Annotated in this window: 21 protein-coding genes; 17 read left to right on the top strand and 4 right to left on the bottom strand. The window is 71.2% G+C overall.

Annotated features, from left to right (window positions below):
* Positions 1–124 precede the first annotated feature (124 nt).
* From B5D66_RS17890 to B5D66_RS17870, 5 genes are all read left to right on the top strand, one after another.
* A complete protein-coding gene (locus B5D66_RS17890; protein WP_078762917.1) occupies positions 125–703 on the top strand; it encodes an urease subunit gamma in 579 nt (192 codons plus the stop codon).
* Positions 700–2,388 carry an urease subunit alpha gene (locus B5D66_RS17885; protein ID WP_078762916.1) on the top strand — a complete coding sequence of 563 codons (1,689 nt, stop codon included), beginning with the start codon at positions 700–702 and terminating at the stop codon, positions 2,386–2,388. The genes B5D66_RS17890 and B5D66_RS17885 overlap by 4 nt, the downstream gene beginning before the upstream one ends.
* 36 nt (positions 2,389–2,424) lie before the next feature.
* Positions 2,425–4,116 (top strand): amidohydrolase, encoded by a 1,692-nt coding sequence (locus B5D66_RS17880; RefSeq protein ID WP_078762915.1) that lies wholly within the window; start codon positions 2,425–2,427, stop codon positions 4,114–4,116.
* A 10-nt stretch (positions 4,117–4,126) separates the two neighbouring features.
* Positions 4,127–5,461, top strand: coding sequence for an MFS transporter (locus B5D66_RS17875; protein ID WP_078762914.1), 1,335 nt, complete (start codon positions 4,127–4,129; stop codon positions 5,459–5,461).
* Positions 5,462–5,697: 236 nt separating this feature from the next.
* Complete coding sequence (locus B5D66_RS17870) at positions 5,698–6,438, top strand: IclR family transcriptional regulator (RefSeq protein ID WP_235001076.1); 741 nt, start codon at positions 5,698–5,700, stop codon at positions 6,436–6,438.
* Here B5D66_RS17870 and B5D66_RS17865 read toward each other — a convergent pair.
* Entirely contained in the window at positions 6,435–6,977 is a 543-nt protein-coding gene (locus B5D66_RS17865; protein ID WP_078762912.1) for a gluconokinase, read from the bottom strand. The genes B5D66_RS17870 and B5D66_RS17865 overlap by 4 nt on opposite strands.
* 153 nt (positions 6,978–7,130) lie before the next feature.
* Here B5D66_RS17865 and B5D66_RS17860 point away from each other — a divergent pair, with 153 nt between their 5' ends.
* The gene (locus B5D66_RS17860) at positions 7,131–7,853 is read left to right on the top strand and encodes a FadR/GntR family transcriptional regulator (RefSeq protein ID WP_078762911.1); all 723 of its coding nucleotides are present in this window, start codon (positions 7,131–7,133) and stop codon (positions 7,851–7,853) included.
* Here the strand turns inward: B5D66_RS17860 and B5D66_RS17855 are convergent.
* The gene (locus tag B5D66_RS17855; protein ID WP_078762910.1) at positions 7,850–9,223 is read right to left on the bottom strand and encodes a GntP family permease; all 1,374 of its coding nucleotides are present in this window, start codon (positions 9,221–9,223) and stop codon (positions 7,850–7,852) included. The genes B5D66_RS17860 and B5D66_RS17855 overlap by 4 nt on opposite strands.
* Before the next feature lie 411 nt (positions 9,224–9,634).
* Between B5D66_RS17855 and manA the strand changes: the two genes are divergently transcribed.
* Together manA and B5D66_RS17845 are read left to right on the top strand one after the other, a co-directional pair.
* Positions 9,635–10,849, top strand: coding sequence for a mannose-6-phosphate isomerase, class I (gene manA, locus B5D66_RS17850; RefSeq protein WP_078762909.1), 1,215 nt, complete (start codon positions 9,635–9,637; stop codon positions 10,847–10,849).
* A 96-nt stretch (positions 10,850–10,945) separates the two neighbouring features.
* On the top strand, positions 10,946–11,320 hold the full coding sequence (locus B5D66_RS17845) for an FKBP-type peptidyl-prolyl cis-trans isomerase (protein ID WP_078762908.1): 375 nt from the start codon (positions 10,946–10,948) through the stop codon (positions 11,318–11,320).
* 37 nt (positions 11,321–11,357) lie between these two features.
* Here the strand turns inward: B5D66_RS17845 and B5D66_RS17840 are convergent, their stop codons facing one another.
* Positions 11,358–12,533: an acyl-CoA dehydrogenase family protein gene (locus B5D66_RS17840; protein WP_078762907.1), complete on the bottom strand. Its 1,176-nt coding sequence runs from the start codon at positions 12,531–12,533 to the stop codon at positions 11,358–11,360.
* Positions 12,534–12,710: 177 nt separating this feature from the next.
* On the opposite strand from B5D66_RS17840, the gene B5D66_RS17835 reads away from it, so the two are divergent.
* Both B5D66_RS17835 and B5D66_RS17830 read left to right on the top strand, forming a co-directional pair.
* A complete protein-coding gene (locus B5D66_RS17835) occupies positions 12,711–13,340 on the top strand; it encodes a TetR/AcrR family transcriptional regulator (RefSeq protein WP_078762906.1) in 630 nt (209 codons plus the stop codon).
* A 320-nt stretch (positions 13,341–13,660) separates the two neighbouring features.
* Complete coding sequence (locus tag B5D66_RS17830) at positions 13,661–14,929, top strand: SLC13 family permease (protein WP_078762905.1); 1,269 nt, start codon at positions 13,661–13,663, stop codon at positions 14,927–14,929.
* Between the two features lie 72 nt (positions 14,930–15,001).
* Here the strand turns inward: B5D66_RS17830 and B5D66_RS17825 are convergent, their stop codons facing one another.
* Positions 15,002–15,679, bottom strand: a complete 678-nt coding sequence (locus B5D66_RS17825; RefSeq protein WP_159457287.1) for a DedA family protein — start codon at positions 15,677–15,679, stop codon at positions 15,002–15,004.
* Positions 15,680–16,077: 398 nt separating this feature from the next.
* Between B5D66_RS17825 and B5D66_RS17820 the strand changes: the two genes are divergently transcribed.
* From B5D66_RS17820 to B5D66_RS17790, 7 genes are all read left to right on the top strand, one after another.
* Entirely contained in the window at positions 16,078–16,848 is a 771-nt protein-coding gene (locus B5D66_RS17820; protein ID WP_078762903.1) for an AfsR/SARP family transcriptional regulator, read from the top strand.
* Positions 16,849–17,101: 253 nt separating this feature from the next.
* Entirely contained in the window at positions 17,102–17,467 is a 366-nt protein-coding gene (locus B5D66_RS17815) for a DurN family substrate-assisted peptide maturase (RefSeq protein ID WP_078762902.1), read from the top strand.
* Positions 17,468–17,502: 35 nt separating this feature from the next.
* Positions 17,503–17,742 (top strand): cinnamycin family lantibiotic, encoded by a 240-nt coding sequence (locus tag B5D66_RS17810; RefSeq protein WP_078762901.1) that lies wholly within the window; start codon positions 17,503–17,505, stop codon positions 17,740–17,742.
* A gap of 125 nt (positions 17,743–17,867) precedes the next feature.
* A complete protein-coding gene (locus B5D66_RS17805; protein WP_078762900.1) occupies positions 17,868–21,077 on the top strand; it encodes a type 2 lanthipeptide synthetase LanM family protein in 3,210 nt (1,069 codons plus the stop codon).
* An 8-nt stretch (positions 21,078–21,085) separates the two neighbouring features.
* Positions 21,086–21,988 (top strand): Nif11-like leader peptide family natural product precursor, encoded by a 903-nt coding sequence (locus B5D66_RS17800; RefSeq protein ID WP_078762899.1) that lies wholly within the window; start codon positions 21,086–21,088, stop codon positions 21,986–21,988.
* A gap of 162 nt (positions 21,989–22,150) precedes the next feature.
* Positions 22,151–23,095 carry an ATP-binding cassette domain-containing protein gene (locus tag B5D66_RS17795; RefSeq protein ID WP_235001075.1) on the top strand — a complete coding sequence of 315 codons (945 nt, stop codon included), beginning with the start codon at positions 22,151–22,153 and terminating at the stop codon, positions 23,093–23,095.
* Positions 23,092–23,970, top strand: a complete 879-nt coding sequence (locus B5D66_RS17790) for an ABC transporter permease (RefSeq protein ID WP_078762898.1) — start codon at positions 23,092–23,094, stop codon at positions 23,968–23,970. The genes B5D66_RS17795 and B5D66_RS17790 overlap by 4 nt, the downstream gene beginning before the upstream one ends.
* The last annotated feature ends 335 nt before the right edge of the window (positions 23,971–24,305 follow it).

Here is a 24,305-nt window from a genome sequence, read left to right as displayed (position 1 = left end):
CCCAGGTCACGGCGGCATGGTTGAGGGAAGGTGAGCGGCCCCACATGGTGACCGTGGTCGCATCGGCACAGCCCGGCGGCCGCGTCCCGGCGCCGCGCGGAGACCACGACCACGGGAGACGGCGATGCATGTGACGCCACGCGAGCAGGAGCGGCTGACACTGTTCGCGGCCGCGCAACTCGCCCGGCGGCGGCTGGAGCGCGGCGCGCGCCTCGGGGCGACCGAGGCGATCGCGCTGGTGTGCGACGAGATCCTGGAGATGGCCTGGGACGGCCTCGCGCTGGAGGAGGTGGTCGAGCGCGCCCGCTCCGTCGTGCCCCGTGAGGCCCTCCTCCCCGGTGTCGCCGCGACGGTGCCCAGCATCCAGGTCGAGGCATTGTTCCCGCACGGCTCCTCCCTGGTCCACGTGGACCTTCCCTTCGGACCCCCCGAGGCCGACGGGCCCGGGGCGGTGCGCACCGCGGCCCCCGACATCGAACTCGCCCCCGGGCGTCGCCGCGCCGAGCTGGAGATCGTCAACACAGGCCACCGCCCGGTCTGGGTGTCGTCGCACTTCCCGTTGGAGGAGGCCAACGCGGCGCTGGAGTTCGACCGGGAGGCCGCGCGCGGCTACCGGCTGGACGTCCCCGCGGGCACGTCCCTGGAGTTCCGTCCGGCCGAGCGCCACACCGTCGGCATCGTCGAGCGAGGAGGAGACCGATGACCCGCATGGACCGCGGAGACTACGCCGCCCTCTACGGGCCGACCACGGGCGACCGGATCCGACTCGCCGACACCGACCTGTGGGTGCGTGTCGAGGCCGACGACACCGAACCGGGCGAGGAACTGCTCGGCGGCTGCGGCAAGACCGCCCGTGACGGCCTGCTCGTCACCGGAAAGGCCCCGCGCGACAGCGCGCTCGACATGGTCATCCTCGGCGTGGTCGTCATGGACCCGCTGATCGGCGTCCGCAAGACCAACATCGGCATCAAGGACGGCCGCATCGTCGGCATCGGCCGGGCCGGCAACCCCGACACCACCGACGGCGTCGAGCTGGTCGTCGACTCCCACACGGCGATGATCACCGGCGAGGGCATGATCGCCACAGCGGGCGTGGTCGACTCCCACGTCCACCTCTCCAGTCCCGAGGTCGTGCCCGCCGCGCTCGCCGCCGGCGTCACCTCGCTGGTCGGGATGGGGATCGGCGGCGTCTGGGATGTCGGCGCCAACCCCGCCTACAACCTGCACAGCCTCATCGAGGGCTGGCGCGACGCGCCGATCAACGTCGCCTTCCTGGCCCGTGGCTCCTCCTCGTCCACGGAGCTGCTGGAACGGGCGGTGATGGCCGGCGCCGGAGGCTTCAAGATCCACGAGGACTGGGGGGCCACCCCGCGCATCGTCGACACCTGCCTGGACGTCGCCGAGCACGCCGACCTGCCGGTGGCGCTGCACACCGACACGCTGAACGAGTCGGGGTACCTCTCCGACACGCTGCTGGCCACCCGCGGGCGCACCGTGCACGCCTACCACGTCGAGGGCGGCGGCGGCCATCCCGACCTCCTGGAGATCGTGTCCCAGCCGCACGTCCTCACCTCCTCCACCACCCCGACGCTGCCGCTCACCCCGGCCACCGTCGCCGAGCTGCTGCCGATGACGCTCACCGTCCACCGGGGGCACCATGGCGTCGACAGCGACCTGTCGATCGCCGCCAGCCGGGTGCGCGAACACGCCATCGCGGCGGAGAACGCGCTCCACGACCTCGGCGCGATCAGCATCGTCAACTCCGACTCGATGGGCATGGGCCGCATCGCGGAGACCGCCCGGCGCACCTGGCAGCTCGCCCACGTCCAGGCCCACCTCGCCGGCGAGGCCGGTCCGGACGTCGACAACAACGCGCGCGTGCTGCGCTACCTCGCCAAGATCACCCTCAACCCCGCCATCGCGCACGGCATGGCCCACGAGGTGGGGGCGTTGCGCCCCGGCGCCATCGCCGACATCGTCCTGTGGCGGCCGGCGACCTTCGGCGCCCAGCCGGAGATGGTGCTCAAGTCCGGGTTCGTCGCCTGGGGCGTGAGCGGTTCGGGCTCCGGCTCCACCCGGCTCACCCAGCCCCGCGTCATGCGCCCCTACTTCGGGGGACTGGGCGGGGCGCCGCGCCGGCTGTCGCGCGTGTTCGTCTCCCAGGCGTGCCTGGACGACCGCGCCGCGGCCGACGCCCTGCCCAAGGGGGTCCGCTACGCCGCGATCCGGGACAGCCGTGGCCTCTCCCGCGCCGACATGATCGCCAACACCGCGGTCCCCGACGTGAAGGTCCCCACCACACCCGACTCGGTGCTCGTGGACGGGCGTCCCATCGACATCCACCACGCGGCGCAGCTCCCGCTCACCCGGCTGCACCACCTGGCCTGACCGGCCAGGGCATCACCAACGGAGAATGAAGTCCACGTGCTCGACCTGAAACTGCGCAACGCCCGGATACGGACGGTCGACGACGACCGGCCCCGGGCCCACACCCTGGGCGTGTTCGCCGGCCGCATCCTCGGCCTCGACGAGGACGTCGCGGACCTGCCGGCCCGCACCACGATCGACTGTGGCGGGGCGGTCGTCGTCCCCGGGTTCGGCGACGCGCACAACCACATGGCCTGGTACGGCCAGTCCCTGGGGGAACTCGACCTGGAGGGCGTGGCGACGCTGCCCGCGCTCTACGACGCGGTCGCCCGCCGCGCCGCGGAGCTGCCGCCCGACGCCTGGGTGCTCGGTTCCGGCTACGACGACACCGTCATGGGCGCGCATCCGCACCGGGCGGAACTGGACCGGGCCGCGGGCGGGCGCCCGGTGTGGCTCAAGCACCGCTCCGGCCACATGTGCGCGGTCAACAGCGAGGTGCTGCGGCGGGCCGGGGTGCTCGACGGCGGCGCGCGCGTCCCCGAGGGCGGTGTCGTGGTCCGCGACGCCGACGGGGAGCCGACGGGCCTGCTCCAGGAGCAGGCCCAGAGCCTGGTCTCCGCCCTCGTCATGCCCTACTCCGTCGAGGAGCTGGCCGAGGCCGTCGGCCGGGCCAGCCGCATCTACGCGGCCGAAGGGCTCACCCACGTCGTGGAGGCGGGGATGGGCCGCGGCCTGATCGGCCGCAGCCCCGTCGAGGCCGCCGCCTACCAGCTCGCCCGCGACCGCGGCACGCTGCTGACCCGCGTGGAGCTGATGCCGGCCGGCGACAACCTGCACCCGTTGGAGTCCCACGCCGACGACGGCATCGACGTCGGACTGGACCTCGGCCTGCGCACCGGGTTCGGGGACGACCGGCTGCGCCTGGGACCGATGAAGATCTGGCTCGACGGCTCCCTGATCGGCCGCACCGCGGCGGTGAGCGAACCGTTCTGCGGCCACCACGCCCACGGCAGCGGCTACTTCCAAGACGACCCGGAGCGGATGCGCCGACTGGTGATCGACGCCCACCGCGCCGGCTGGCGGGTCGCCGCGCACGCCATCGGGGACGAGGCGATCGACCTCGCGCTCGCCGCGTTCGCCGAGGCGCAGCAGAGTCTCCCGCGCCGCGACGTCCGCCACCGGATCGAGCACTCCGCGGTCGTGCGCCCCGACCAGCTCGACCGCTACGCCGAACTCGGCGTGGTCCCCGTCCCCCAGGCGCACTTCCTCTACGCGGTCGGCGACACCATGTCCGAGGCGCTCGGCCCCGAGCGCACCCGCTGGATGTACCGGCACCGGTCCTTCCTGGACCACGGGCTGCGGGTGCCGGGCAGTTCGGACCGGCCGGTGGCGCCGGGCGCGCCGCTGCTCGGCATGCAGTCCATGGTCGAGCGGCGCACCGCGTCGGGGGCCGTCTTGGCCCCACAGGAGCGCGTCACCGCCGAGGAGGCGCTGCGCGCCTACACCCTCGACGCCGCCTGGGCGAGCCACGACGAGCACCGTCGCGGCAGTCTCACCCCGGGCAAGGCAGCCGATTTCGTGCTGCTCGCCGACGACCCGCTCGACGTCGACAGCGGCCAGATCGGCGGAATCCACGTCCTGGCCACCTTCGTGGCCGGCGAATGCGTCCACGGGGCCGACCTGATCGCCGGCCACGGGCTGGCCGGCGACGGCCCGATCCCCCTGCCGCCCAACGCGGCCGGACTCTAGGAGCAACACCATGACCCAACACAGCCCGTCCGCACCCGGCGCGCCGCCCCAGGGGGGCAAGCCCGTCGTGACCGACAAGGACGCCGGCCGCATCGCCTTCGCCGCGTTCGTCGGCACCGCGCTGGAGTGGTACGACTACTTCCTGTTCGGTACGGCCGCCGCCATCGTCTTCAACCGGCTGTACTTCACCACGCTCAACCCGACGGCCGCCACGCTCGCCGCGTTCGCGACCTTCGGTGTCGGCTTCGTGGCCCGCCCCGTCGGCGCCGTGATCTTCGGCTGGGTCGGCGACCGGATCGGACGGCGCCCGGCACTGCTGATCACCGTGGTGATGATCGGTGTGGCGACGGGCCTCATCGGTGTCCTGCCCGACTACGCCGCGATCGGGATCGCCGCGCCGATCCTGCTCGCGCTGCTGCGGCTGCTCCAGGGCATCGCGGTGGGCGGCGAATGGGGCGGCGCGGTGACGCTGGCCGTCGAGCACGCCCCGCCGGAGCGGCGCGGACGCTACGCGGTGCTCCCGCAGATCGGCTCGCCGGTCGGTACGCTGCTGTCCTCGGGGGCCTTCTCCCTGGTGCTGATGATGCCCGCGGACACCTTCGACTCCTGGGGTTGGCGTCTGCCCTTCCTCGCGGCCTTCCCCCTGCTGGTCGTCGCCGTCTACATCCGCCGCAAGGTCGAGGAGTCCCCGCTCTTCGACGAGCTGCTCCAGCAGGACGACCGCGCCAAGGTGCCGGCGGTGGACGTGTTCCGCCAGGCGTGGGGACGTCTGATCGTCGCGATCGCCTCGGCCTTCCTCGGCGTGGGCGGCTTCTACATCATGACGACGTTCGCCATCAGCTACGGCAGCGACACCCTCGGCGTCGAGCGGTCCGTCATGGTCAACGCGACCCTGGTCGCCGCGGTCGCCCAGATCGTCGTGCTGATCGTGGTGGGACGGATCTCGGACCGGCTCGGCCCGGGCCGGGTCACCCTGTGGGGCGGTGTGGCGACCGCGATCTGCGCGCTGCCGATCTTCATGCTGATCGACACCCGCAGTCCGCTGCTCATCATCCTGGCGGTCTCGGCCGGGGTGTGCGTGCTCTCGGTGGCCTACGCGGTCTCGGGCGCGCTCCTCACCGAGCTGTTCCCCGCCCACCTGCGCTACAGCGGTGTGGCCCTGGCCTACAACATCGCCGGCGCGCTCAGCGGCTTCCTGCCGTTCGTGGCGACCGCGCTGCTGGACCGCACCGGCGGCAGTTCCGTGGCGCCGGTGGCGCTGCTGATCGGCGTCTCGCTGATCACGGCGGTCGGCGGCTTCTACGGGGAGCGGCTGCGGGTCAAGGACAACGTGGTCAGCGCCTGACCCCTTTTCCGGCCCCGCCGTCGTGGGCCCGTTCCTCGGACGCGAGGGACGGGCCCACACGTCTGTCGGGGAAGCGGTGCGGGTCAGGGGAGGGCTCCCTTGACTATCGTTGCCACATGGCAGCCAGTGACGAGCGCAGGGACAGGGCCGGGAGTGGAACCCGGCGGGGGGACGTCGAGAGCGGGGGACCGAGGTCTGCCGGCGGGCGAGGGGCGCGCGGGAGGGACGGGTCGCCGGTGCAGTCGGTCGATCGGGCCGTCACGGTGCTGGAGATCCTCGCCCGCTACGGGCAGGCCGGCGTGACCGAGATCGCGGGGGAGCTGGGGGTCCACAAGTCCACGGCCTTCCGGCTCGTCGGCGCGCTGGAACGGCGAGGCCTGGTCGAGCAGCCGGGCTCGCGGGGGAAGTACCGTCTGGGGATCGGCGTCGTCCGGCTGGCCGGGGCCATGACCACGGGCCTCGTTCTCGTCCGGCACAGCCGTCCGGTCTGCGAAGTCCTCGCCGCGGAGCTGGAGGCGACCGTGGACGTCGCGGTTCCCGGCGATGGCGGGGTCGTCAACGTCGACCGCGTGACGCCGGCGCCGGGAGAGGACGGCGCGCGACAGGTCGGCCGGGCGGGCCCGTTGCACGCCTCCTCCACCGGCAAGGTCCTCCTCGCCCACATGCGGCACAGTGAGCGGGGCCGGGTGCTGCGCGGCTCCCTGGAGCAGGTCACCCCCGAGACCGTCACCGTTCCCGAACAGCTGCGTGCCCAGCTCGACGAGGTGCTGGAGCGGGGCTATGCGACGGAGGTGGGGGAGCGGCAGGCGGGGCTCAACGCGGTCGCCGCCCCCATCCGCGCCGCGGACGGTCAGGTCGTCGCCGCGGTCGGCGTCACGGCCCCCTCCACCCGGATGCCCACGGGAAGGCTGGGGGAGATCGGCGCCGAGGTCGTCGCGGCGGCGAGGAAGATCTCGGCCCGCCTGGGGGGCGGCTAGCGCAGCGCCGATCCGGCCGGACCGTCGGAGAGGTCGGCGATGCGCCCGTCGATGAAGCGTACGGCCAGGTCGATGATCTCCTCGGGAGACGGCTCGACGTCGATCACGATGCCCGCCTCGTCCTGCTCCAGGGGTTCCAGGGTCGCCGCCTGGGAGGCCAGCAGGCCGGCGGGCATGAAATGCCCGGCGCGCTCGCGCAGCCGCCGTCCGATCAGCTCGGTGGAACCGTCGAGGTGGATGAACTCCACCCGGCCGGGGGCGCCGCTGCGCAGTACGTCCCGGTAGCTGCGCTTGAGGGCGGAGCAGGCGACCACGGTGGTCTCGCCGCGGCGCTCGTGCTCCTCGATCCACTGGGCGAGCGAACGCAGCCAGGGCATTCGGTCCTCGTCGGTGAGGGGGACGCCGCTCGACATCTTGGCGATGTTGGACTCGGGGTGGAAGGCGTCGGCCTCGGCGTGGGGCAGACCCAGCCGTTCGGCGACCCGCAGGGCCACCGTGCTCTTCCCGCTGCCGGACACTCCCATGACGACGAAGTGCATCTGTCCACCCTTCCGCGACACCGTCGCGTGAATATGTGATCGCCCAAGAGCGATCCGTTCAATAGTGTTACCAATGATCGCGCTAGTCTTCCGTGCGCCCGGCACCGGCCCGGCGGAACGGGCCCGTGACGGCGCGATGACCTGAGGAGCGCGATGACAGCCGAGGCGGATCACCGCACCCTGCACAACCGTGTGCTGGCCGTACTGGGCCCGGCGATCGCCGCGGGGGAGTACGCCCCCGGCCACGTCTTCACCCTGGAGCGGCTGGAACGCGACCACGGGGTCTCGCGGACCGTGGCCCGCGAGGCGGTCCGGGTCCTGGAGTCCATGAGGCTCGTCGTGAGCCGGCCCCGCACCGGGGTGCGGGTCCGCCCGCCCGAGGACTGGAGCGTCCTGGACCCCCGCCTCATCCGCTGGCGGCTGGCCGGACCGGGACGCGGCACGCAGCTGCGCTCGCTCACCGAGCTGCGCGCGGCGATCGAGCCGCCGGCCGCCGCCGCGGCGGCCCGCCGCGCCAGCGCCGCCCAGCGCGACCGCGTGGTGGCGATCAACGAGCGGATGGCGGTGACGGGCCGGGCCGGCGACATGGAGACGTTCCTGCGCCTGGACATCGAGTTCCACCACCTCATCCTTGAGTTGTCCGGAAACGAGATGTTCGCCGGCCTGTCCGGGGTGGTCGCCGAGGTGCTGGCCGGGCGGACCGCCTACGACCTGATGCCGCGTCACCCCAGACCCGAGGCGCTGCGCCTGCACGCCCACGTCGCCTCGGCCATCCATGACGGCCTCCCCGATGTCGCGGAGGCCGCCATGCGGGCGATCGTGGACGAGGTGGTCACGGCGCTGGAACAGGCCGGGGAGACCCCCGCGTCCCCCTAGAGCACCAGGCTCAGCAGGAAGGCGAAGGCGAAGCCGATCACGCCGATCAGCGTCTCCATCACCGTCCAGGTCTTCAGCGTGGTCTTGGTGTCCATGCCGAGGAAGCGGCCGACCAGCCAGAACCCGGAGTCGTTGACGTGGGAGAGCGCGGTCGAACCACAGGCGATCGCGATGACGATCAGCGCCAGGTCGATGCCGGACAGCCCCGCGGTGGCCTCGACGGTCGGCGCGACCAGCGCCGCCGCGGTGGTCAGCGCCACGGTGGCCGAGCCCTGCGCGACCCGCAGGGCCAGCGCGATCACGAACGCGGCGACGATCACGGGCAGGCCGGTGGACTCCAGGCTGGAGGCGAGCGCCTCGCCGATGCCGCTGGCGCGCAGCACGCCGCCGAACATGCCGCCGGCGCCGGTGATGAGGATGATGGCGCAGACCGGGCCCAACGCGCCGTTGACGATCTCCTCGACCTGGGCGCGGGAGCGGCCCCGGCCCAGCACGATCATGCTGACGATCGCGGTGATCAGCAGCGCGATCGAGGTCTGGCCGATCAGGACCAGGATCTGGGCCCACAGCTGTTCCCCGTCGACGACGCCGGCGGTGCTCAGCGTCGTGATGCCGGTGTTGCAGAAGATCAGCACCATCGGCAGCAGCAGGATGAACAGGACCGTGCCGAAGGACGGCGGACGGTCGTACTTCAGCTCGCCCTCGGCGGTGAAGTCGTCGGGGACCGGGACCTGGAAGCGGCCGCCCGCGTACTTGGAGAACAGGTAGGAGGCCAGGTACCAGGTGGGGATGGCCAAAATGGTGCCGAAGAGCAGCGTCGTGCCGAGGTTGGCGCCGAGCAGGTCGGCGGCGGCCACCGGTCCGGGGTGGGGCGGCACGAAGGCGTGCATGACGGCGAAGGCGCCGGCCGCGGGCAGCGCGTACAGCAGGACCGAGCCGCCCAGGCGGCGGGCGACGCTGAACACGACCGGCAGCATGACGATGAGGCCGGCGTCGAAGAAGATCGGGAAGCCGAACAGCAGCGAGGCGACGCCCAGGGCGAACGGCGCACGCTTCTCACCGAACGTCTTGATCAGGGTGTGGGCCAAGACGGCGGCGCCGCCGGTGATCTCCAGTAGGCGTCCGATCATCACGCCCAGGCCGACCAGCAGAGCGACGCTGGCCAGGGTGCCGCCGAAGCCGTCCAGCAGGGTGGGGACGATGTCGGCGACGGGGATCCGCGTCGCGATCGCGACGAGCAGGCTGACCAGGACCAGCGACACGAACGCGTGCAGCCGCACCTTCATGACGAGGAAGAGCAGCACGGCGACGGCGCCTGCTGCGATCAGCAGCAACGGCCCTGTGCCGTATGCGGGCTCGATGGCTTCCAACTGTGCCTCCGGACGAGGGGTCGCAGGGGGCGGGGCGCGGTGGGGGAAGCGCCCGGCCGGATATCTGCGGCAATGGTAATACCATTTGTGAGCCTTTGTGAGCCTGCCTGTTCGAAATTGTTAGGAGGGGGAGGGTGGGGCGGTCCACGCCGCGCCTGGGAGTCCGCCGTGGCCGGGGTTGAACGCCGCGGGGTGAGACGGGTCACCGCGGCCTCCAACGATCCGCCTGGTGAGCCGTCCCCGGTGTCCTCTCCACGACGAGGGGAAGGACAAGAACACGGAGAGCAGGAGGCGACGGGGTGGTGCCCTCACCACCCTGGCCGTAGCGACAGCCCTGAAGACACGGAGAAGCCGAGTCCGGGAGACTGGGCAAATCGGGCGCTATGAGACGGCAACGAAAGAGCGGGGCGGATGCGAAGGCTGATCAACCAGGTACGCCCGTACGCGTGGGGCTCCCAGACCGCGATTCCCCGCCTGCTGGGAACCCCTCCGGACGGTCGTCCCCAGGCCGAGCTGTGGCTCGGCGCGCATCCGGGGGCGCCGAGCCGTCTGCTCGTCGACGGCGAGGAGGTGCCGTTCGACGGGGTCATCGCGCAGGATCCCAAGGAGACCCTGGGCGAGCAGGTGGTGCTGCGCTTCGGGGAACGGCTGCCGTTCCTGCTGAAGGTGCTCGCGGCCGAGGCCCCGCTCTCGCTCCAGGCCCACCCCGACTCCAGCCGGGCCTGCGCCGGTTTCCTCGCGGAGGAGGCGGCGGGCATTCCGGTGGACGCTCCGCACCGCAACTACCGTGACCCCCACCACAAGCCCGAACTCGTCCTCGCGCTGGAGCCCTTCGAGGCGTTGTGCGGCTTCCGGGACCCCGCCGAGACGTTCGCCGACCTGGCACCGTGTGAGGGACGCCTGGCGCGGCTCCTGCGCGGCGACCTGGAGACGGCCGACCCCAACGTCGCGCTACGGGCCGCCATGACCAGGCTGTTGACGCTGCCCGCGGATGGACGCGCCGAACTGGTCGGTGAACTCGTGGAGTCGCTCCGCGATCCGGCGTGCGCCCGCCCCGGCAGCGCCATGAACGCCCGGGCAACGATCGAGCTGGCCGAACGCTACCCCGGCGACCCGGGAGCGGTCGCGGCGCTCCTGCTCAACTGGGTGGAGCTGCAACCCGGCCAGGCGCTGTTCCTGCCGGCCGGCAACGTCCACGCCTACCTGCGGGGCACCGCCGTGGAGGTCATGGCCAGTTCCGACAACGTGCTGCGGGCGGGCCTGACCAGCAAGCACGTCGACATCCAGGAGCTGCTCGACGTGGTGGACTTCTCGGTGCTGCCCATCCCCTACGTGCGGCCGGTGCGCAGCCAGGGACGTCTGGACTACCTGCCCGGTGTCGAGGAGTTCGCGCTGTCGGTCGTGGAGCCGGGAACCGGCGTCGCGCGGCTTCCCGGCGAGGTGCCGCGGATCGTCCTGGTGCTGGAGGGACGGGCCGAGCTGCGCCCCGAGCGGGGAGGGGCGCTCGTGCTGGGCCGGGGCGACTCGGTGTTCGTCCCGGCGGCGGACGGCGAGGTCGAGATCGGCGGGGACGCCCACGTGGTCGCCGCGACCATCGGCGGCCGGGCCACCGCGGGGCCGCGATGACCGCCGCCCGGGGAGGGGACGACGGTGGCGCGGGGGACCCGGCGCAGGCCCTAGGCTGAAGAGCTCATTTCCGACGATTCCCAGGGGGAACACACGATGGCGCTTGAGCGTCCCGAGGTCGACTTCGTCGACGGCCCGCCGCCGGCGGACCTCCAGATCACCGACATCACCATCGGAGAGGGGGCCCAGGCCGGCCACGGCTCCACCGTCAGCGTCCACTACGTCGGCGTCGCGCACTCCACGGGCGAGGAGTTCGACGCCTCGTGGAACCGGGGCGAGCCGCTGCGCTTCAAGCTGGGCGCCCGCCAGGTCATCGAGGGCTGGGACCAGGGCGTGCTCGGTATGCGCGTGGGCGGCCGGCGCAGGCTGGTCATCCCGCCGCACCTCGCCTACGGCGACCGTGGGGCGGGCGGCCGCATCAAGCCGGGCGAGACGTTGATCTTCGTCGTCGACCTCGTCGGGGTGAACTGAGGTTCGGCGAGGGGCGTCCGCACGGGACGCCCCTCGGTCACGACAGCGTCGAGCCGACCGTGACGTGTCCCTTGAGCAGGTCGCGGGCGATGGTGCGGCGCTGGATCTCGTCGGTGCCCTCGTAGATGCGCAGCAGCCGCAGCTCCCGGTACCAGCGTTCGATGGGCAGTTCCCTGGTGTAGCCCATGCCCCCGTGGATCTGGAGCACCCGGTCGACGATCTCGTTCGCCTTCACCCCGCCGTAGAGCTTGGCGATGGACTGGGCGTGGCGGGAGTCGCGGCCGTGGCCGACCTGCCAGGCCGCGTGCAGCACCAGCAGGCGGAGCGCCTCGATCTCCACCTGCGAGTCCGCGATCATCCATTGGATGGCCTGACGGTCGGCGAGCGGCGCCCCGAAGGTCTCGCGGGTCCGGGCGTGCTCGATCGCCATGGCGAGCAGGCGTTCGCAGGCGCCCAGGGCGCGGGCCGGCAGGAGATAGCGTCCCTTGCCGATCCACTGCATCGCCAGTTCGAAGCCCCGGCCCACCTCTCCGAGCACGTTGGCCTCGGGGACCCGCACGTCCTCGAACACCAGGGAGGCCGGTCCCCACTCGCCCATCGTGGAGATCGGCTCGGAGCGCCAGCCGGCCTCGCGGTCCACCAGGAAGCAGGTCACGCCGCCGTTCGCCCCCTTGGCGGGGTCGGTCACCGCGAACACCATGGCGAAGTCGGCCTCGTGGCCGCGGGTGATGAACGTCTTCTCCCCGTTGATCACCCAGTCCGCGCCGTCCCGGTGGGCGCGGGTGCGGATCGCCTTCGCGTCGGAGCCCGCTCCGGGTTCGGTGATGGCGAAGCAGGAGACGCGCTCGCCCGCGATGGTGGGCAGCAGGTAGCGCTCACGCTGCTGGGCGTTGGCGTGGTAGAGGATGTTGTCGGCGTCGCCCCCGAAGCGGAACGGGACGAAGGAGCGGCCCAGCTCGATCTCCACCAGGGCGGCGCTGACGGGGTCCAGGCCCATGCCGCCGTACTCGGTGGGCGTCAGTATCCCCCAGAAGTCGGACCGTTTCGCGAGGAGTTGCAGGTCGCGCAGTTCCTCGGGGGTCAGGCCGTGGGTCTCGCCGCGGCGCTCGCGGCGCAGGACCTCGGTCTCCAGCGGCATGACCTCCCGTTCGACGAAGGTGCGGACCCAGGAACGGATCTCCCGTTGCTCCTCGGTGAGCGCGAAATCGACCATCGTCTCGACCCCTTCCGCGGGAGGGCCGTGCCGGATTCCCGTGCCGGTCTGGCGGCGCGCACGACCCATAAACTAACGCTGTTCGGTTTTGAGCGTAGGTCCACGGAAGGCGCGCGGGCAAGGGGCGGTTCCCCGATACTGGGAGACGACATCGAACATCTGACGGGAGAACCACGGGTGGCCCGACCGAAGACGCCGATCCTCAGCCCCGAGCGCATCCGGCGCGCGGCCCTCGACCTCGTCGACCGCGACGGGCTGGAGGGCCTGTCCATGCGCAGGCTCGCCGGCGAACTCGGTGTCCAGGCCGCCTCGCTGTACGGCCACTACCGCACAAAGGACGACCTCCTCCACGACATCGCCAACGAGATCATGGAGAAGGTCGACGTCTCCGGTTTCGAGGGGGGCGACTGGCGCCACGGTCTGACCGTCTGGGCGCGCTCCTACCGCGCCGCGCTGGCCGCGCACCCGCACATGGTGCCCTTCATCGCCATGGGGCCGGGGCGGCGGGAGGCGTCGCTGCGTCGCGCCGACGCGGTCCACGGAGGGCTCACCGGCGCCGGCTGGCCGCCCCGGATGGCCACCCTGATCGGCGCGGCGACGAAGTACCTGGTGGTCGGGGCGGCCATCAACTCCTTCGCCCGGGGCTTCGACGATGACGTCCGCGTCTACCTGGACCGCTACCCCAACCTCTCGCAGGCCCACCGCCTCTCCGAGCACGCCGCCCACATCGACGGCGACGGCTTCGACCTCGCCCTCTCGGCGTTCCTCGACGGTCTCGCCGACCGTTTCCCCCCGCGCTCCGACTGACTCGGGCCGTTCCGGCGGAACGGGGCCGCGCGGGTCGCGGGGTCGGCCCCGGATTCGAACGTCGCACCCGTCCATGGCAATATCGGGCGAATAGCGCTCCAGGTCGCAAACAGTGATATCGGCCCTCGTGCCAGAGCGCGAACACCGCCAGCAGCACGGTGTTCCCTTGTCCGCGCGTCCGTCCGTCCGGGGTGATCCCCCCCCGTGTTCGCGCGCCACCGCGGTGGGCCCGCTGTCCGCCCCACAGGACACCAGCCGGGCCACCGCGGTATGCCCGCCACCGGACCCCGCCCCGTCGCGGAACGTGGAGTAAGGACCCCGTGACCCCTCAGCTCGTCTCCCTGGCCGTCCTGGTCGCGATGTTCGTGGTCGCGACCCTGTACCCGATCAACCTCGGCCTCATGGCCTTCGCGGCGGCGTTCGTCGTCGGAGCCCTGCTCCTGGGCATGTCCGTCGACGACATCGTCGCCGGCTTCCCCGGCGACATGTTCATCACCCTGGGCGGCATCACCTTCCTGTTCGGTATCGCCCAGGCCAACGGGACCGTCGACCTGATCATCTCCTCCGCGATCAGGCTGGTGCGCGGCCGGCTGTGGGCGGTGGTGTGGCTGATGTTCGCCCTGGCGGCCACGCTCATGGCCCTCGGTTCGATCATGGCGGTGGCGATGGTCGCCCCCATCGCCCTGGGGATCGCGGCCCGGCACCGCATCGATCCCCTGCTCATGGGGTTCATGGTGGTCCACGGGGCACTGGGGGCGGGTTTCTCGCCGCTGAGCGTCTACGGCGCGTTCGTCAACGGGATGATCGCCAAGACCGACCTGCCGCACAGCCCGTTGCTGCTGTTCCTCATCCCCTTCGCCCTCAACCTGGCGTTCGCGCTGGTCCTGTTCCTCACGCTCGGCCGGCCGCTGCTGCGCTCCTCCACGGGCTCGGTTCCGCTCGAAAAGGACACCTCGGACGGGGCGACGGGGGGAGGACGGACGCCGCGCGCGCTCCTGTTCCAGCGGGCGGCGACCCTGCTCGGCCTGGTCGCCCTGTTCGTGGGGGCCGCCGGATTCGGAGTGGACGTCGGGTTCGCCGCGATCTGCATCGGGGTGGTCCTGGTGCTCATGGCGCCCAGGTCCTACGCCGACATCCTCGACCGGGTCAGCTGGTCCACGATCACCCTGGTCTGCGGGATGATGACCTACATGGCGGTGCTCGACTCCGCGGGCACCATCGACATGGCGGGGGAGGCCGTCGCGGGTCTGGGCGTACCGCTCGTGGCCGCGCTGCTGCTCTGCTACGTCGGGGGCGTCGTCTCGGCGTTCGGCTCCTCCATCGGGACCCTGGGGATCACCCTGCCCCTGGCGATGCCGCTGCTGTTGACCGGTGAGGTGGGCGCCATCGGGCTCGTCGCGGCGCTCGCGGCCTGTGCGACCATCGTCGACGTCAGCCCCTTCTCGACCAACGGCGCGATGGTGCTGGCCAACGCCCAGGTCGAGGACCGCGACCGTTTCTACCGCCGGATGGTCGCCTACAGCGGCCTGGTCGTGGGGCTCGCCCCGCTCCTGGTCTGGGGTGCCGCGGTCGTCCCCGGGACGCTGTGAGGGGGCGCCGGCGAATCGGCGCGTGGACCGGCCGGCTCCCCGATCGCTGGGGTCCTGTGCCCCGCGCGAGCCTCATGATGGGGGCGGTCCCGTCCGACGAGGCGCGCGCCTCGGGGGCCGAGGAGGGGCGGACGCCGCCCCCATGCTCCTCGGGGACGGCCGCGACGACCTGCGCCACAGCGCCCATCCCCCGGTCAGGGCCAGACCCACGGCGGCGGCGGTGAGCACGACGACGTACGGATCCACGGAAGCGGCCGAGACCCCCACGGCGTAGCCCACGCCGATCTCCAGCGTCGCCCACCCGGCGGCCCCCAGCACGGCCCCCGGGGCGACCCTGCGGTAGGGGAGCCCGCCGAGGCCTACCAGATGCGGGGTCAGCGTTCGGACGAAGGGGATGAAACGCCCCACGAACATCGCCCAGGCGCCGTACCTGCGAATGATTTCCTCGGCGCGCTGACGGTGGCGCAGGACCCGCTCCGACCGGCTGCCGCGCCATAGCCGCGGCCCCAGCAGGCGAGCGCTGTGGAAGCCGATGGCGTCGCCGGCCACCGCCGCCGTCACGGCGGTGGCCAGGACGGCGGCCAACGGCACCGTCCCGGTGGCCGCGAGAAGGCCGGCGGTCAGCATGATGGCCAGGCTGGGGACCACGACCCCGGGCAGCAGCGCGGTCTCGGCGAGCACGAACAGCCCCAGGGCGGGGAGGAGCAGGGGCGTGGGCAGGTCGGCGAGCAGGTCGCCGGAGGAGGTCATCGGCCGTGTGGGGGACGGGGGCGCACCGGTCCGGCCGTGACGGAATCGGGGTCGCGCACCGCTCACCTCACCCGTCGTCATCGTCGTCCCGGGACGATCCTAGCCGTATCGCCTCCCGGCGGTCCCCGAATTCGGGCCTGGGGCGGGACGGAATTCGGGAGGTCCGGCCGAAGACCGTCCGGAAACGAGGCCGATCCTGGGATGACCTCTGACATTCCAGCGTGAACACGGCAGGGAAAATGTGTGAATCCCCCCGCTCCTTCGGGAACGGAACCGTGGGCGTGGTCGATGACTAAAATTCGCTTCCGGCCACGAGGGTGGCGGATGTCTTCATATCCCCGATCCGGTTGTGGTCACCGATTTCCGGAAACACCTTGCTCCGGCAAGGGAGAGGAGTGATGGATATGGCCCACCGGCTGGAATTTCGCGTTCTCGGCCCTCTTGACGTCACCTCGCAGAGCGGACCGGTCCGCATTCCCGCCGGTAAACAGCGGGTACTGCTGTCCGCGCTCCTGCTCGCGCCCAACACCGTGGTGTCGCTGGAGGAACTGGTCGGCCTCCTGTGGGACGACGTGCGGCCGGACAGCCCCCGCGCTGCCCTGCACACCTGTCTCACCAGGTTGCGCGCGACCCTCGACTCCCGTGGAGCGGGCCCCTCCGGCCTCATCCGCACCACCGCCGCCGGCTATCTCATCGAGGTGGGACCCGAGGAACTGGATCTCCTGCGCTTTCGCGCCCACAGCGGCGCGGCGCACGCCGCGGCGAAGCGGGGCGACCAGGCGGCGGAGCGTATGGCCCTGGACCGCGCGGTGGAACTGTGGCGCGGCCCGATGCTGCCGGACGTCCGCTCCGCCTCCCTCCACCGCGACGTCGTTCCCCGGATCACCGAGGAGTGGCTGCGGGTGCGCGAGCGCCGGCATGAGATCAGCATGGCGGGAGGGTGCTACGACGAGCTCGTCGGTGAACTGCGGGAGCTCGTCCGCCGCTACCCCTTCCATGAGCGGTTCTGGTATCAGCTCATCGTCTGTCTGTGCCGTTGCGGGCGCCGTGTCGAGGCGCTTGAGGCGTTCGGTGAGATCAGTGGGCGCTTGCGCGAGGAGATGGGGATGGACCCCGGCCGGCAGCTGCGTGACCTGCACCTGTCCATTCTTCGGGGCGAACCGGACTGAACGCCAATATGGCGACGATAGTTTCCTAGTTCTCTAAAATTGACATCCGGCCGTTTTTTCTCGAAGCTTGAAAAAGTTCGCTCATATTTCCTATCGATTTACTGGGAAATGTGCTGCCGAGTGTAAGTGGAGAGAAAGTCCACTGAAAGCCTGGGCTGCTTATATTTACTTTGCGCGATGTAGGGGAACGGTGAAAAGCGGGATTTTCCGGAACCTTTGTTTGGTCTGTCCTGACCAGTGAGGAAGGTGGCTGATGACGGTAAAGCCTCCCACCATATATGAAGGCGTCCACACTATTCGTCAGATTCAGAGTCTGATGATTCTGTGCTCGCTTCTCCCACCTGACGGAAAGCTTCGCGAGGCCCTCCAGATCGCGCTCGCGCTGCACGAGGAGCCTCTGCTCGCCCAGATCACGCCCATATCAGACCTCCACCCGCACACCGCCAAGGAGTGGCTCGAAACCCTCTGGAGGCGCGACGACCTGTCACCCCAGGTGAAGGAGTTGGTCGACTGGCAGAGCAATAGCGACAACATGAGTGCCGCCATCCAAGAACTCAGAAACGTCGAGCAGCAGAGCGGTATGAAGCTGGTCGCCGTGAAGCCCGAGCAGACCACCTGACCAACGGTCAGGTCACACCACGAGAAGGAGTCTCCATGTCCATGACCATGACCCTCCAGCAGGCCGTCGTCGACGACGAGTTCCGCAGCGTCCTGCTCGCCGACCCCGCGGCCTTCGGCCTCTCGGTCGAGTCGCTGCCCGGCGCGGTCGAGCGGCAGGACCACGAGGCGATCGAGGCCTTCACCGAGGCCGTTGTCGCCAGCGAGATCTACGCCTGCGCCAGCACCTGCAGCTTCGGCCCCTTCACCATCGCCTGCGACGGCACCACGAAGTAGCCGGAGAGCCGGCGCGGGGTGACCCCGCGCCGGCGGGGTGGCGGGCCGGTGGTGCCGGATCGCCACCCCTCGGAGTCCGTTCCGCGTGTTTCCGCCGTTTCGTCGTCCACCGAGGAGCCCCCAGTATGGGAAACGCCCACCCAGTCGATATCGCGGCCCGCGCCTGCAACCTGGCGGAGCGCATGCGTGTCGTCGAATCCCTTGGTGGGCCTCCCCCGACGGCCCCCACCGACCTCGGCCCTCTCGACACCTGGCGGATCGGCCGCATCGCGGGCCGGCTCGCCCTCAAGGCCGCCCGCGAGGTCCACCACGTACCGACCCCGCCCCGCTACGACAAGGACGAGCTGGTCCGCGTCCTGACCGACTACCGGCGGCACGAACTCGCCCTCGACTCCTCGGAGGACTCCGCCGCGAAGCTACGCGAGCTCCTCGGCGACATCCACGGCGAATGGCTGCCCACCTACCGGTCGGCCCTTGAGGGGTTCGACGCGGGCGAGGACCCCGACGCAGGGTGGCGCGACTTCGACACCTACTACGGACGGTTGGCCAAGGCCTGCGAACCGTTCCTCCTCGAACTCGGCCGCCGGTTGCGCGGGCCGCGCAGGCCCGACACCGCTCCCGCCGCCCCCGGCGTCGTCGAGGGCTTCCAACGCCACCTGCTCGACCGGTTCGAACTCGCGTTGGCCTGGGCCGTCGAGGCCGACGCCAAGGTCCACTGCGCCCAGGCCGGGATCGATCCCGACCGGGCCTCCCGTGACGACTACCTCGGCTACCTCGACTCCACCTTCGGCGACGCCTCCTCCTACCACGCCTTCTACCTCCGCTTCCCGGTACTGGGACGATGGTTGGCCCACGTCACCCGGCTTCTCGCCGATTACGGCCGGGACCTCACCGCTCACCTCGCAGCCGACGGCCCCCTTCTCTCCCGGGCCTTCTTCGACCGGCCCGTCACGGGCGTGCGCGCCGTGCGCCTCGGACGCTCCGACCCGCACGCCGGCGCGCGCAGCGTCGCGTTCGTCGACGTCGAACTCGCCGACGGGGGGACCGGAACCGTCGTCTACAAACCGCGCTGCATCGCCGCCGAGTCGGCCATGCAGGAGCTGCTGTCCCGCATCACCGAGGACGGCGCCCTCGACTTCGCCACTCGCCATGTGCTGCCCCGGGACGGCTACGGTTACGAAGCGCTCATCCCCTCCGGGCGCAATCGGGTCCGTACCTCGGAACAGGTCAAGCGCATCTACCGCCAACTCGGCGGTTATCTCGGCGTCTTCCACGCCCTGGGAGGCGGCGACCTCCACTTCGAGAACGTCATCGTCGCGGACGGGAACGCCTACATCTGCGACTGCGAGACCGTGCTCGGGGTGCGTCCCAAGGGACAGGGGAACAAGTCCGGCACCCTGCTCGACTCCGTCTTCAGCACGGGACTGCTCGAATGGCCCGATTCCCAGGCGCGCGGAGGGCCCGCCACCATGCGCATCAGCGGTTACACCGGCGGCACCTCGTATGAGATGCCGGTGGCCGTCCCGCGCATCGGCGACGAGCGGCTCAGCTTCCGCGCCGGCGTCGTCCACCGCACCGGTGTCGAGGTCCACCCCGACGCGGCCAACCGTGTCTTCCTCGGTGAGCAGCTGGTCCAGCCGGATGAGCACGCCGACGCCATCGCCGACGGGTTCGCCCGCGTCTACGAGTGGTTCCGCCGTCCCGACGCCGCCCGCCACGTCACCGAGGTCTTCACCGGTGTCTCCGTCCGCTTCATCAACCGCAGCACCCAGGTGTACGCCCAGGCGCTCATGTCGGCCCGCCACCCCAAGGCCCTGAGCGACCCGCTCGAGGTGGACCTCCTCAACAGCGTCGTCCGGACCTTCCCCCGCGCCTGGGACGACGGAGGGATCCTCGTCGAGCACGAACTCGGCTCCCTGTGGCGGCTGGACGTCCCCCTGTTCTCCGTGCAGGCCACGCGCCGCGACCTCGTCCACGACCACCGCGGCGAGATCCCCGGCTACCTCGAACTCTCCCCGCTCGAACACGTCACCGAGCGCATCGGCCGGTTGTCCGACACCGACCGCGGCCGGCAACACCACTACATCACCGCGAGCCTGTCCACCGGCGAGATCACCAGCCCCTCCTTTGTCGCGGCCTGCCTGGACAAGGCCGCCCAGGTCGGCGACCGCCTCTGCGCGGCCCTGCGCGAACCCACCGCCTCCGCCCCGTGGACCTCCTACGACGTCAGCGACGGACGCACCGTCAAGGTCGACGTCGAGGGCGATCTCTACCACGGGGCGGCGGGTATCGCCCTGTTCCTCGCCCACCTCGACTCCCTCGTCCCGCGGCCCGAGTTCCGACGGGCGGCCGAACGCGCGCTGGCCCACGCCGTCACGGCCTGCGACACCGACAGGATCGGTGCCTTCCAGGGGATGGGCGGGCTCATCTACCTGCTCACCCACCTCTCGCGCCTGTGGGACGATCCGGCTCTGCTCGAACGAGCCGTCCGGCTCGGCCGTGAGCTGCCCGACCGCATCGACGCCGACCGCCACCTCGACCTCTTCGGAGGAGCGGCCGGGCTCATCCCGATCCTGCTCGGCCTGGCGGCGGCCACCGACGGCAACGGTCTCGACACCGCCCGGCAATGCGCCGACCACCTGTTGCGCACCGCCGAGGCCGATGGCGAGGCGCTGACCTGGCCTCCCTTCCCGCCCGAGAGCAACCCGGTCCCGCTCACCGGATTCGCCCACGGCAGCGCCGGCATCGGATGGTCGCTGATCACGCTGGGGGCCTTCCTCGACCGTGGCGACTACGTCGAGGCGGGCCGACGGGCCTTCGCCTACGAGGCCCGCCACTTCGATTCCACCGAGCACGACTGGTACGACCTGCGCACCCTCGGCGGAGGGGTGGCGCGCGGCGGCCGGCACTACGCCAACGCCTGGTGCAACGGCGCCGCCGGCATCGGGCTGAGCCGCATCACCGGCTGGGCGGCGCTCGGCCGCGATGACGAGGGCCTGCTGCTCGAGGCACGCCAGGCGCTGGCCGCGACCATGCGGAACTTCCCTCGGCTCCGCAACGACACCCTGTGCCACGGTCGGTCGGGCAACGCCGAACTCTTCCTGCGTTTCGCCGAGCTCAAGGACGAGCCCGCGTTCCGGATGGAGGCCAACGTCCAGGCCCAGGCCCAGTGGCGCCACCTCGAATCCGGCGAGGGCGACTCCACTCGCTTCTTCCCGGGGCTCATGCTCGGCATCGCCGGTACCGGCATGCACATGCTGCGTCTGGCAGCACCCGACCGTGTGCCTTCCGTACTGCTGCTCGACCCGCCCGTGTCCACCACCGAGAAGGGCTGACCCGACCGATGTCGATCGAATCCTGCACCGATTTCCTGCGCACCGCGTACGCCTCGGAGGAGCTCATGCGGACCCTTCGGGCCATGACCGGGCCGAAGGAGATCATCGCGCTCGGCCGCCGGCACGGTTACGACTTCCACCTGGGTGACCTCGCGACGGCCTCCATGTCCTTCGCCCCCGAGTCCGCGCCGGGACCGCGCCCCGCGGCGTCGCCGCCTCCCTCCGAATCAGTCTTCTACCACCACGAATACGACATCGCCGATCTCCCCGGATTCGGCGACATCATCGATCTGCTCCCCCGGCTCAAGGTGCAACCGGACACGGTCGACCTCGCCCGTTTCGCCGACCGCTACCGTGAGGAGGACCGCGCCTCCACCGACCTCTCCCCGGTGAGCCAGGAGTTCCGGCGCTGGCAGAACCGGGTCGAGCGGGAGGAGAGCGCCAGGGGAGCCGACCCCCAACAGCGGGGTTTCCACCTCGTCAACCTCGACGAGCACGTCGACCACTCCGGGTACGACTCCTATCTCGACGCCAAGAGCGCCGCCGTCGGAGCGCTCGAAAGGGCCTTCGGCACCGAGGTCCGTTTCTCGGGGTCCATGTGGTATCCGCCGTCCAGCTACCGGCTGTGGCACACCAACGAGACCCAACCGGGCTGGCGCATGTACCTCATCGACTTCGACGCCCCCTTCACCGATCCCGAGCACACCACCTTCTTCCGCTACCTGCATCCGCGGACGGGTGAGCTCGTCACCTTGCGCGAGCGTCCGCGCATCGCCCGGTTCTTCAAGATCGAGCAGGATCCCGACCGGCTCTTCTGGCACTGCATCGTCAACCCCACCCAACGCCACCGGTGGAGCTTCGGGTTCGTGGTCCCCGACGACTGGCGCGAACGTCTGGGGCTGCCCGCCTGATCCGGCCCCGTGCCACGGCGACCGCGACCGCGGTCGCCCCACCAGCGAAGGGAGACCCCGTTGTTCCGAATCCGGCGTTTCGGTGGACGCACGCCCGCTCCTGCCGGCCCGCTCCCCGAAACGCCGGACGGTCACGCCGTTCCGGCGATCCGGGCCGTCGGAGTGCGCAAGAACTATCCCGGTGTCGAGGCGGTCCGCGGCCTCGACCTCACCGTCGCCCAGGGCGAGATGTTCGGCTTCCTCGGCCCCAACGGGTGCGGCAAGACGACCACCATCGCCATGATGTGCACGCTGGCCCGCCCCACCGCGGGCCGCATCGAGATCGCCGGACACGACACCTGCACGGCCCCCGGCCGGGTCCGCCGCCGGCTCGGCCTGGTCTTCCAGGAGACCACCCTCGATCTCGAACTCACCGCCGAGGAGAACCTGCGCTTCCACGCCGACCTGTACGCGCTGCCGCGCGCCACACTGGCCGGGCGCATCGAGGAGATGCTGTCCCTCGCCGGGCTCACCGACCGCCGCGACCGACCGGTGCGCACGTTCTCCGGGGGGATGCGCCGGCGTCTGGAGATCGCCCGAGGGTTGCTCCACCGGCCCAGCGTGCTGTTCTTGGACGAGCCCACCCTGGGACTCGACCCGCAGGCCCGCGCCGACATCTGGGAGCATCTGCGCGAGGTCCGTCGGCGTGAGGACACCACCCTCTTCCTCACCACGCACTACCTGGACGAGGCCGAGCAGTGCGACCGGATCGCCATCATCGACCACGGCCGCATCGTCACCCAGGGCTCCCCTGAAGAGCTCAAATCGGTGGTCGGCGCCGACCTGGTGGAACTGCGCACCGGCGACGACGCGGCGGCGGCCCGCGACCTGCGGGACCGTTTCGGCCTGGACCCGGCGGTGGGGGCCGGCGGCGTCGCGGTCCGCGCTCCCGACGGCGCCCGCCTCGTCCCCCGGCTCTGCGCGGGACTGGATGTGCCCGTCTACGCGGTCACCGTCACCCGCCCCACCCTCGACGACGTCTTCCTCCACCACACCGGGCACCGGATCCGCGAGGAGCCGACGCCCGCCAGCGCCACGCTCACCGAACTCGCCGGAGACCGCTCATGACCTCGATCGTGGCCCCCTCCGACCGGGGCGCTGTCGGTGACGAGAGGGACCGTTCCTCCACATTCGGCGCCGAGCTGCGCGCCGGCCGCATGGTGTGGTGGCGCGAGATGCTGCACTTCCTGCGCGATCCCGCGCGCACCGCTGTGTCGCTCTTCCAGCCGCTGATCTTCCTGTTCATCCTCGGGGTGGGGCTCTCCCGGCTCTACGCCCAGGCCGGCGCCGACCCGGGCGCGGGCGCCGACTACCTGGTCTTCCTGTTCCCCGGCGTGCTCGTCATGGCCGCCCAGGTGCCCGCGGTCTCGGTGGGGGCGTCCATCGTCTGGGATCGGCAGAGCGGGTTCCTGCGCGAGATGCTCGTCGCTCCGGTGCGTCGTTCGACCCTGCTCATCGGCAAGTGCCTGGGCGGGGCCACGGTCGCCACCTGTACCGGAACCGTCGTCCTCCTCTGCTGTGGGCTGGTCGGCGTCCCCTACCGTTTCGGTCTGTCGTTGCTGCTGCTCGCCGAATTGGGGTTGGCCTCGCTCGTCATGACCGCGCTCGGTGCGCTGGTGGCCGTGACCATCCGGCGCATCCAGACGTTCAACATCGTCCTCGGTGTGCTGATGACCCCGTTGCTCTTCCTGTCGGGCGCGGTGTTCCCGGTCGCGGCCATGCCGACCTGGATGGTGCCGGTCGCCCTGGTGAACCCGCTGACCTACACGATCGACGCGATGCGCCGGACCATCGCCCACTACACCGAGGACGGTGTCGCGCTCGCCGACCCGGTGGCATGGGGAACCTGGCATCCACCGGTGCTTCTCGAGCTGGGTCTGGCGGTCGGCTTCAGCGTGGTGCTGTTGGCGTTGGCGGCCCGCAGGTTCGCCCGCATCGACTGATCCCGTGCCCGGGCCGCGCTCGGGAGACGCAGGGCCCGCATCGTCACGTGGCCAACCGCGCGTCCGTTCGGGGAGGCGGCGCCGGTCTCGAAGCGCCGGTGTCCACGCCCGGTCCGATCGGGGGAGGAGCCCAGGTCGTCCACGCCCTATACGAGACGGGCATCCCCGGGCCGTCTCGTTCGCCGGACGCGTGGCGGTGGAGGGGGCGGACGCCCCTTGGCACGGGTAAGAGGGGCCTGCCGGTACCCGCCCTGCCGGTGGGACCGCGGACACGGTCTCACCGACACGGCCGATCGTCACCGCGCCTTGGGGCGCGGGTCCCGGTGGGAGGGGCA

It is taken from the genome of Marinactinospora thermotolerans DSM 45154, assembly GCF_900167435.1.
Lineage (GTDB): Bacteria > Actinomycetota > Actinomycetes > Streptosporangiales > Streptosporangiaceae > Marinactinospora > Marinactinospora thermotolerans.
This window is presented reverse-complemented; position numbering and strand designations above follow the sequence as displayed.

Excerpts from the sequence above, each read along its gene's own strand:
- B5D66_RS17890 (WP_078762917.1), top strand. The coding sequence starts at position 125 with ATGCATGTGACGCCACGCGAGCAGGAGCGGCTGACACTGTTCGCGGCC.
- B5D66_RS17885 (WP_078762916.1), top strand. The coding sequence starts at position 700 with ATGACCCGCATGGACCGCGGAGACTACGCCGCCCTCTACGGGCCGACC.
- B5D66_RS17875 (WP_078762914.1), top strand. The coding sequence starts at position 4,127 with ATGACCCAACACAGCCCGTCCGCACCCGGCGCGCCGCCCCAGGGGGGC.
- B5D66_RS17865 (WP_078762912.1), bottom strand. The coding sequence starts at position 6,977 with ATGCACTTCGTCGTCATGGGAGTGTCCGGCAGCGGGAAGAGCACGGTG.
- B5D66_RS17860 (WP_078762911.1), top strand. The coding sequence starts at position 7,131 with ATGACAGCCGAGGCGGATCACCGCACCCTGCACAACCGTGTGCTGGCC.
- manA (WP_078762909.1), top strand. The coding sequence starts at position 9,635 with ATGCGAAGGCTGATCAACCAGGTACGCCCGTACGCGTGGGGCTCCCAG.
- B5D66_RS17845 (WP_078762908.1), top strand. The coding sequence starts at position 10,946 with ATGGCGCTTGAGCGTCCCGAGGTCGACTTCGTCGACGGCCCGCCGCCG.
- B5D66_RS17840 (WP_078762907.1), bottom strand. The coding sequence starts at position 12,533 with ATGGTCGATTTCGCGCTCACCGAGGAGCAACGGGAGATCCGTTCCTGG.
- B5D66_RS17825 (WP_159457287.1), bottom strand. The coding sequence starts at position 15,679 with ATGACCTCCTCCGGCGACCTGCTCGCCGACCTGCCCACGCCCCTGCTC.
- B5D66_RS17820 (WP_078762903.1), top strand. The coding sequence starts at position 16,078 with ATGGATATGGCCCACCGGCTGGAATTTCGCGTTCTCGGCCCTCTTGAC.
- B5D66_RS17815 (WP_078762902.1), top strand. The coding sequence starts at position 17,102 with ATGACGGTAAAGCCTCCCACCATATATGAAGGCGTCCACACTATTCGT.
- B5D66_RS17810 (WP_078762901.1), top strand. The coding sequence starts at position 17,503 with ATGTCCATGACCATGACCCTCCAGCAGGCCGTCGTCGACGACGAGTTC.
- B5D66_RS17805 (WP_078762900.1), top strand. The coding sequence starts at position 17,868 with ATGGGAAACGCCCACCCAGTCGATATCGCGGCCCGCGCCTGCAACCTG.
- B5D66_RS17800 (WP_078762899.1), top strand. The coding sequence starts at position 21,086 with ATGTCGATCGAATCCTGCACCGATTTCCTGCGCACCGCGTACGCCTCG.
- B5D66_RS17790 (WP_078762898.1), top strand. The coding sequence starts at position 23,092 with ATGACCTCGATCGTGGCCCCCTCCGACCGGGGCGCTGTCGGTGACGAG.